Origin of the sequence: Escherichia sp. Lx600-2 (genome assembly GCF_036662595.1) — a bacterium.
Classification (GTDB): domain Bacteria; phylum Pseudomonadota; class Gammaproteobacteria; order Enterobacterales; family Enterobacteriaceae; genus Escherichia; species Escherichia coli.
Map to the genome: position 1 here is coordinate 1 of NZ_JAYQWM010000132.1, position 7,052 is coordinate 7,052.

The window sequence follows — 7,052 nt, forward strand, 5'->3', positions numbered from 1 at the left end:
AAATCGGCTCAAACATGAAGAAATGAAATGACTGAGTCAGCCGAGAAGAATTTCCCCGCTTATTCGCACCTTCCTTAGCGATAAACCTGCAAAAAATATTATTTTGCTGATTGGCGATGGGATGGGGGACTCGGAAATTACTGCCGCACGCAATTATGCCGAAGGTGCGGGCGGCTTTTTTAAAGGTATAGATGCCTTACCGCTTACCGGGCAATACACTCACTATGCGCTGAATAAAAAAACCGGCAAACCGGACTACGTCACCGATTCGGCTGCATCAGCAACCGCCTGGTCAACCGGTGTCAAAACCTATAACGGCGCGCTGGGCGTCGATATTCACGAAAAAGATCACCCAACGATTCTGGAAATGGCAAAAGCCGCAGGTCTGGCGACCGGTAACGTTTCTACCGCAGAGTTGCAGGATGCCACGCCCGCTGCGCTGGTGGCGCATGTGACCTCGCGCAAATGCTACGGTCCGGGCGCGACCAGTGAAAAATGTCCGGGTAACGCTCTGGAAAAAGGCGGAAAAGGATCGATTACCGAACAGCTGCTTAACGCTCGTGCCGACGTTACGCTTGGCGGCGGCGCAAAAACCTTTGCTGAAACGGCAACCGCTGGTGAATGGCAGGGAAAAACGCTGCGTGAACAGGCACAGGCGCGTGGTTATCAGTTGGTGAGCGATGCTGCCTCACTGAATTCGGTGACGGAAGCGAATCAGCAAAAACCCCTGCTTGGCCTGTTTGCTGACGGCAATATGCCAGTGCGCTGGCTAGGACCGAAAGCAACGTACCATGGCAATATCGATAAGCCCGCAGTCACCTGTACGCCTAATCCGCAACGTAATGACAGTGTACCAACCCTGGCGCAGATGACCGACAAAGCCATTGAATTGTTGAGTAAAAATGAGAAAGGCTTTTTCCTGCAAGTTGAAGGTGCGTCAATCGATAAACAGGATCATGCTGCGAATCCTTGTGGGCAAATTGGCGAGACGGTCGATCTCGATGAAGCCGTACAACGGGCGCTGGAATTCGCTAAAAAGGAGGGTAACACGCTGGTCATAGTCACCGCTGATCACGCCCACGCCAGCCAGATTGTTGCGCCGGATACCAAAGCTCCGGGCCTCACCCAGGCGCTAAATACCAAAGATGGCGCAGTGATGGTGATGAGTTACGGGAACTCCGAAGAGGATTCACAAGAACATACAGGCAGTCAGTTGCGTATTGCGGCGTATGGCCCGCATGCCGCCAATGTCGTTGGACTGACCGACCAGACCGATCTCTTCTACACCATGAAAGCCGCTCTGGGGCTGAAATAAAACCGCGCCCGGCAGTGAATTTTCGCTGCCGGGTGGTTTTTTTGCTGTTAGCAACCAGACTTAATGGCAGATCACGGGCGCAAACGCTCATGGTTAAACATGAAGAGGGATGGTGCGATGAAAATTACATTACTGGTTACCTTGCTTTTCGGTCTGGTTTTTTTAACCACCGTCGGCGCTGCCGAGAGAACCTTAACCCCACAACAACAGCGTATGACCTCCTGTAATCAGCAGGCGACGGCACAGGCGTTGAAAGGGGATGCTCGTAAGAACTACATGAGTGATTGCCTGAAGAACAGCAAGTCTGCGCCTGGTGAAAAAAGTTTGACGCCACAGCAGCAAAAGATGCGCGAATGTAATAATCAAGCAACGCAACAATCACTGAAAGGTGATGATCGTAATAAGTTTATGAGTGCCTGCCTCAAGAAAGCCGCCTGATACCTGATAGTGCTAACGGGTGAGCTACGAAAATGGCTCACCCGAAATTTCATACTTCTGCCTTTAGCCCCGTCTCTATAATTTGGGAAAATTGTTTCTGAATGTTCCCAAAAATAATGAATGATGAAAACTTTTTCAAAAAAGCGGCGGCGCATGGGGAGGAACCTCCTTTAACTCCTCAAAACGAACATCAGCGGTCCGGGCTGCGCTTCGCCCGTCGCGTCAGACTACCCCGTGCGGTTGGCCTGGCTGGCATGTTCTTACCGATTGCTTCAACGCTGGTTTCACACCCGCCGCCGGGCTGGTGGTGGCTGGTGTTGGTCGGCTGGGCGTTCGTCTGGCCGCATTTAGCCTGGCAGATAGCGAGCAGGGCCGTCGATCCGCTTAGCCGGGAAATTTACAACTTAAAAACCGATGCAGTATTAGCGGGAATGTGGGTAGGCGTAATGGGCGTAAACGTGCTGCCTTCCACCGCGATGTTGATGATTATGTGTCTGAATTTGATGGGGGCAGGCGGCCCCCGTCTGTTTGTCGCGGGTCTGGTGTTGATGGTGGTTTCCTGCCTTGTCACCCTCGAGCTGACGGGCATTACCGTGTCGTTCAATAGTGCGCCGCTGGAATGGTGGCTCTCCCTTCCCATTATTGTCATTTATCCTCTGCTGTTTGGCTGGGTCAGCTACCAGACGGCGACTAAACTGGCGGAACATAAACGCAGGTTGCAGGTCATGAGTACCCGCGACGGCATGACGGGCGTGTATAACCGACGTCATTGGGAAACTATGTTACGCAATGAATTTGATAACTGTCGGCGGCATAATCGCGATGCAACGTTACTGATTATCGATATCGACCATTTCAAGAGCATCAACGATACCTGGGGCCATGATGTGGGCGATGAAGCGATTGTGGCGCTTACCCGACAGTTACAAATTACCCTGCGCGGTAGCGATGTGATTGGTCGGTTTGGCGGCGATGAGTTTGCAGTAATCATGTCCGGTACGCCAGCTGAGAGCGCCATTACCGCCATGTTACGGGTGCATGAAGGGCTAAATACATTACGTTTGCCGAATACGCCACAGGTAACTTTACGGATTAGTGTGGGGGTTGCGCCGCTGAACCCACAAATGAGTCACTATCGTGAGTGGTTGAAATCGGCAGATTTGGCGCTTTACAAAGCAAAGAAAGCCGGACGTAACCGCACCGAAGTGGCGGCCTGACGTCCGGCGAAAGTCATCAGGATTTGCTGAGTTTTTCTGATTTTTCCATACACTTCGTCATCGCTTCGATCACTGCAGCACGGAAGCCTTTCTCTTCCAGTACGCGTACCGCTTCAATGGTGGTGCCTCCCGGTGAGCAGACCATATCTTTCAGTGCCCCCGGATGTTCTCCCGTTTCCAGCACCATTTTTGCGGAACCCATTACCGCCTGAGCGGCAAATTTATACGCCTGGGCACGTGGCATCCCGCCCAGCACGGCGGCGTCGGCCATCGCTTCGATAAACATAAAGACGTAGGCTGGCGAAGAACCGCTCACACCGACCACCGGGTGGATCATCGGCTCAGCAATTACTTCCGCTTCGCCAAAGCAGCGGAAAATATTCAGCACATCAGCGGTATCTTCTGGGGTTACCAGCGCGTTTGGCGTTACCGAGGTCATCCCGGCATTAACCAGCGCGGGAGTGTTCGGCATGGCGCGGATAATTTTCCGGTCATGGCCCAGCGCGCGGGCAAGCTGGTCGAGCGTGACACCTGCAGCAATAGAAACGACCAGAGAGTCTTTATTCAGGCTGGAGGTGATTTCGCTAAGCACTTTAATCATGATGCCAGGTTTAACGGCAGCAAAAATGATGTCGGCGATTTGCGCCACTTCTTGCGCCGATTCTGCGGCGTTGATGCCGAACTGGTCATGCAGGGCGGCGACTTTATCCGGGGAGGGGGTGTATACCCAGATTTGCCCTGGAAGCACCTGACCGCTGGCAATCAGACCGCCGAGAATGGCTTTTCCCATATTGCCGCAGCCAATAAAACCGATTTTCTTTTCCATTGCCTCACTCCTGCCGTGAAATTCATTGTTTTGATAATCGCTGGCAGAAGCATAAACAGAACTATGCCGGAAGGCAAAAGCGCGACACAATAGAGGATTACCCAACAAAGGATGACTTTATGACAATTTGGGTGGATGCCGACGCGTGTCCCAATGTAATTAAAGAGATTTTGTATCGCGCGGCGGAACGTATGCAGATGCCGCTGGTACTGGTAGCAAACCAGAGTTTACGCGTGCCGCCATCGCGATTTATTCGTACGCTGCGCGTCGCGGCAGGTTTCGACGTTGCCGATAACGAAATTGTCCGGCAGTGTGAAGCGGGCGATTTGGTGATCACCGCAGATATACCTTTGGCTGCTGAAGCCATCGAGAAAGGCGCTGCGGCGCTTAATCCGCGCGGTGAACGTTACACGCCAGCGACCATTCGTGAGCGCCTGACGATGCGCGATTTTATGGATACCTTACGTGCCAGTGGGATCCAGACCGGCGGACCAGATAGCCTTTCACAACGTGACCGCCAGGCCTTTGCCGCGGAGCTGGAGAAGTGGTGGCTGGAATTGCAACGTAGTCGTGGCTAAATGTAATTTATTATTTACACTTCATTCTTGAATATTTATTGGTATAGTAAGGGATGTATTGAGATTTTCACTTTAAGTGGAATTTTTTCTTTACAATCGAAATTGTACTAGTTTGATGGTATGATCGCTATTCTCATGACACCGGCTTTCGCCGCATTGCGACCTATTGGGGAAAACCCACGATGACACAACCTCTTTTTCTGATCGGGCCTCGGGGCTGTGGTAAAACAACGGTCGGAATGGCCCTTGCCGATTCGCTTAACCGTCGGTTTGTCGATACCGATCAGTGGTTGCAATCACAGCTCAATATGACGGTCGCGGAGATCGTCGAAAGGGAAGAGTGGGCGGGATTTCGCGCCAGAGAAACGGCGGCGCTGGAAGCGGTAACTGCGCCATCCACCGTTATCGCTACAGGCGGCGGCATTATTCTGACGGAATTTAATCGTCACTTCATGAAAAATAACGGGATCGTGGTTTATTTGTGTGCGCCAGTATCAGTCCTGGTTAACCGACTGCAAGCTGCACCGGAAGAAGATTTACGGCCAACCTTAACGGGAAAACCGCTGAGCGAAGAAGTTCAGGAAGTGCTGGAAGAACGCGATGCGCTATATCGCGAAGTTGCGCATATTATCATCGACGCAACAAACGAACCCAGCCAGGTGATTTCTGAAATTCGCAGCGCCCTGGCACAGACGATCAATTGTTGATTTTCGAGCGCCTATACTTAACGTTCATCCCGTGAAATAAGGAAGAACGATGCCAACGAAACCGCCTTATCCTCGTGAAGCATATATAGTGACGATTGAAAAAGGAAAGCCAGGACAGACGGTAACCTGGTACCAACTCAGAGCCGATCATCCTAAACCAGACTCGTTGATCAGTGAACATCCGACCGCTCAGGAAGCGATGGATGCGAAAAAACGCTATGAGGACCCTGACAAAGAGTGACCGCATCAGACTGCTCGGAAGGGATTCTGAGTGCCACTACAAGGGATCTGCGTCACATTTTTCATAATTCATGTTTTTCAAATAATTAGAATATTAAACAATAACAATCCATTACTGGAATCATTTGGAATCTTTACATTATGCCGTGCACGTCTGCTGCTACGCTTTTTGTCATTTGTAGCACAAGTAAGTGTCAGCAGTGGTGCTTAACACTTGCCCGGTAATTAACGACGAAATAAAAGTAAGGTGGAAGAACAATGAGTGCGTCGTTGGCGATCCTGACCATCGGCATTGTACCTATGCAGGAAGTTTTGCCGCTCCTGACAGAATACATTGACGAAGATAATATTTCCCATCATAGCCTGCTGGGGAAGTTAAGCCGCGAAGAAGTGATGGCGGAGTACGCGCCAGAAGCAGGCGAAGACACAATTCTCACATTATTAAATGACAACCATCTGGCCCATGTTTCGCGTCGCAAAGTAGAGCGTGACCTGCAAGGTGTGGTTGAAGTGCTCGATAATCAGGGCTACGACGTCATTATATTAATGAGTACGGCAAACATTAGTAGTATGACTGCGCGTAATACGATCTTTCTTGAGCCGTCGCGGATATTGCCACCGCTGGTTTCCTCTATTGTTGAAGATCATCAGGTGGGGGTTATCGTACCGGTTGAGGAGTTGCTGACCGTTCAGGCGCAAAAATGGCAAATTTTGCAGAAACCGCCGGTATTTTCATTGGGTAACCCCATTCATGATTCAGAACAAAAAATCATTGATGCCGGGAAAGAATTACTGGCGAAAGGCGCAGATGTCATCATGCTGGATTGTTTGGGATTTAACCAGCGTCATCGCGATTTACTGCAAAAACAGCTCGATGTTCCTGTCTTGCTCTCTAACGTATTGATTGCACGGTTGGCTGCGGAATTACTGGTGTAATTTTGCGTGACAGCCAGCGCCTCTGGCCCCTATAGTGAAGTAGATGTTCAACTACCAGACAGGGCCAGTTTATGCTTCAAAGTAATGAGTACTTTTCCGGCAAAGTGAAATCGATCGGCTTTTCCAGCAGCAGCACTGGTCGCGCCAGCGTGGGTGTTATGGTTGAAGGCGAATACACCTTCAGCACCGCTGAGCCGGAAGAAATGACGGTAATCAGTGGCGCGCTGAATGTGTTACTGCCTGACGCGACCGACTGGCAAGTGTATGAAGCCGGTTCGGTGTTTAATGTTCCCGGTCACAGTGAGTTTCATCTGCAAGTTGCCGAACCCACCTCTTATCTGTGCCGCTATCTGTAATTCCTCGCCTTCCCCTTGAACGGGAGGGCATTTTTCTGAAATATCCTCTCTTTAACCCATAATAATATTTCCTTTGCTGCGATTTTTTCAATTTCCGATATATTCATAATTCATCAAGGTTGATATAAATATCATTGAAGATTATGAATAGAATTAATATATTGGTCATCTGTATGGTCGTATTTTTTATGACTGGCAATGCATGCGCCACAGAGTGGATCAGTAGCGAGGAGCTTATCACCTCTGACTTTCATCTTATGACGGCAGATGAGCGCAACGTGGTTAAAGCGGCAACCGACGATAGTATGGAAGCTGCTTATATGCTAAAAGATAATATCCGCTGGTATTATCATAATGGTGACCGGTGATGCTGCCAACTTACTGATTTAGTGTATGATGGTGTTTTTGAGGTGCTCCAGTGGCTTCTGTTTCTATCAGC

8 protein-coding genes and 2 pseudogenes are annotated in these 7,052 nt (G+C 50.2%); 9 read left to right on the plus strand and 1 reads right to left on the minus strand.

Features of this window, described 5'->3' with window-relative positions; translation table 11 throughout:
• Nucleotides 1-61: 61 nt before the first annotated feature.
• From phoA to adrA, 3 genes and pseudogenes are all read left to right on the plus strand, one after another.
• Nucleotides 62-1,315, plus strand: a pseudogene (gene phoA / locus OQV04_RS22770) (alkaline phosphatase); the annotation flags it as partial.
• Between the two features lie 117 nt (nt 1,316-1,432).
• Complete coding sequence (gene psiF, locus OQV04_RS22775; RefSeq protein ID WP_032280381.1) at nt 1,433-1,753, plus strand: phosphate starvation-inducible protein PsiF; 321 nt, start codon at nt 1,433-1,435, stop codon at nt 1,751-1,753.
• A 101-nt stretch (nt 1,754-1,854) separates the two neighbouring features.
• Nucleotides 1,855-2,970, plus strand: a complete 1,116-nt coding sequence (adrA, locus tag OQV04_RS22780) for a diguanylate cyclase AdrA (protein WP_000484048.1) — start codon at nt 1,855-1,857, stop codon at nt 2,968-2,970.
• Between the two features lie 16 nt (nt 2,971-2,986).
• Here the strand turns inward: adrA and proC are convergent, their stop codons facing one another.
• Complete coding sequence (gene proC / locus OQV04_RS22785) at nt 2,987-3,796, minus strand: pyrroline-5-carboxylate reductase (RefSeq protein WP_001295331.1); 810 nt, start codon at nt 3,794-3,796, stop codon at nt 2,987-2,989.
• Nucleotides 3,797-3,915: 119 nt separating this feature from the next.
• Here proC and OQV04_RS22790 point away from each other — a divergent pair, with 119 nt between their 5' ends.
• The 6 genes and pseudogenes from OQV04_RS22790 to OQV04_RS22815 form a co-directional block, all read left to right on the plus strand.
• Nucleotides 3,916-4,374: a YaiI/YqxD family protein gene (locus tag OQV04_RS22790; protein ID WP_000158157.1), complete on the plus strand. Its 459-nt coding sequence runs from the start codon at nt 3,916-3,918 to the stop codon at nt 4,372-4,374.
• A gap of 182 nt (nt 4,375-4,556) precedes the next feature.
• Nucleotides 4,557-5,081, plus strand: a complete 525-nt coding sequence (aroL, locus tag OQV04_RS22795; RefSeq protein WP_000193386.1) for a shikimate kinase AroL — start codon at nt 4,557-4,559, stop codon at nt 5,079-5,081.
• A gap of 49 nt (nt 5,082-5,130) precedes the next feature.
• The gene (gene yaiA / locus OQV04_RS22800) at nt 5,131-5,322 is read left to right on the plus strand and encodes a protein YaiA (protein WP_001142439.1); all 192 of its coding nucleotides are present in this window, start codon (nt 5,131-5,133) and stop codon (nt 5,320-5,322) included.
• 257 nt (nt 5,323-5,579) lie between these two features.
• Nucleotides 5,580-6,257, plus strand: coding sequence for an AroM family protein (locus OQV04_RS22805; RefSeq protein ID WP_001276403.1), 678 nt, complete (start codon nt 5,580-5,582; stop codon nt 6,255-6,257).
• Nucleotides 6,258-6,328: 71 nt separating this feature from the next.
• Nucleotides 6,329-6,613 carry a pyrimidine/purine nucleoside phosphorylase gene (gene ppnP / locus OQV04_RS22810; RefSeq protein ID WP_000941942.1) on the plus strand — a complete coding sequence of 95 codons (285 nt, stop codon included), beginning with the start codon at nt 6,329-6,331 and terminating at the stop codon, nt 6,611-6,613.
• A 143-nt stretch (nt 6,614-6,756) separates the two neighbouring features.
• Nucleotides 6,757-6,975 (plus strand): annotated as a pseudogene (locus tag OQV04_RS22815) (hypothetical protein); the annotation flags it as partial.
• Between the last annotated feature and the right edge of the window lie 77 nt (nt 6,976-7,052).

What these genes read in the sequence shown, in the direction of transcription:
- ppnP (WP_000941942.1), top strand. Translation starts at nt 6,329, where the DNA reads ATGCTTCAAAGTAATGAGTACTTTTCCGGCAAAGTGAAATCGATCGGC.
- proC (WP_001295331.1), bottom strand. Translation starts at nt 3,796, where the DNA reads ATGGAAAAGAAAATCGGTTTTATTGGCTGCGGCAATATGGGAAAAGCC.
- OQV04_RS22805 (WP_001276403.1), top strand. Translation starts at nt 5,580, where the DNA reads ATGAGTGCGTCGTTGGCGATCCTGACCATCGGCATTGTACCTATGCAG.
- yaiA (WP_001142439.1), top strand. Translation starts at nt 5,131, where the DNA reads ATGCCAACGAAACCGCCTTATCCTCGTGAAGCATATATAGTGACGATT.
- psiF (WP_032280381.1), top strand. Translation starts at nt 1,433, where the DNA reads ATGAAAATTACATTACTGGTTACCTTGCTTTTCGGTCTGGTTTTTTTA.
- OQV04_RS22790 (WP_000158157.1), top strand. Translation starts at nt 3,916, where the DNA reads ATGACAATTTGGGTGGATGCCGACGCGTGTCCCAATGTAATTAAAGAG.
- aroL (WP_000193386.1), top strand. Translation starts at nt 4,557, where the DNA reads ATGACACAACCTCTTTTTCTGATCGGGCCTCGGGGCTGTGGTAAAACA.
- adrA (WP_000484048.1), top strand. Translation starts at nt 1,855, where the DNA reads ATGTTCCCAAAAATAATGAATGATGAAAACTTTTTCAAAAAAGCGGCG.